This is a genomic window from Candidatus Infernicultor aquiphilus (assembly GCF_002784285.1).
Taxonomy (GTDB): domain Bacteria; phylum Atribacterota; class Phoenicimicrobiia; order Phoenicimicrobiales; family Phoenicimicrobiaceae; genus Infernicultor; species Infernicultor aquiphilus.
In genome coordinates, this window is the sequence record NZ_PFKO01000034.1 from 7,122 (window position 1) to 7,323 (window position 202).

At 39.1% G+C, this 202-nt stretch carries 1 protein-coding gene; it reads right to left on the bottom strand.

The features are described from left to right. Positions 1–202, bottom strand: a 202-nt coding sequence (locus COZ07_RS01125; RefSeq protein WP_406606763.1) for a hypothetical protein, incomplete at both ends; no start/stop codon positions are given.

Here is a 202-nt window from a genome sequence, read left to right on the forward strand (position 1 = left end):
GGATAAAGGAGGGCAATTGCTTCTTCAGGAGTGTCTCCAGCATCTCGATTACTACCAGCATCATTCTGATTCTGAATATTTATGGAAAGTTGATATTCTCCTTCTCCAGAAGAACGAATTATTTTAATATACCAAATCCCGGTAATATTGGCTATATACTGCAGAGTCTTGGTATTATCCTGAATGGTAGCGGTACCCACAT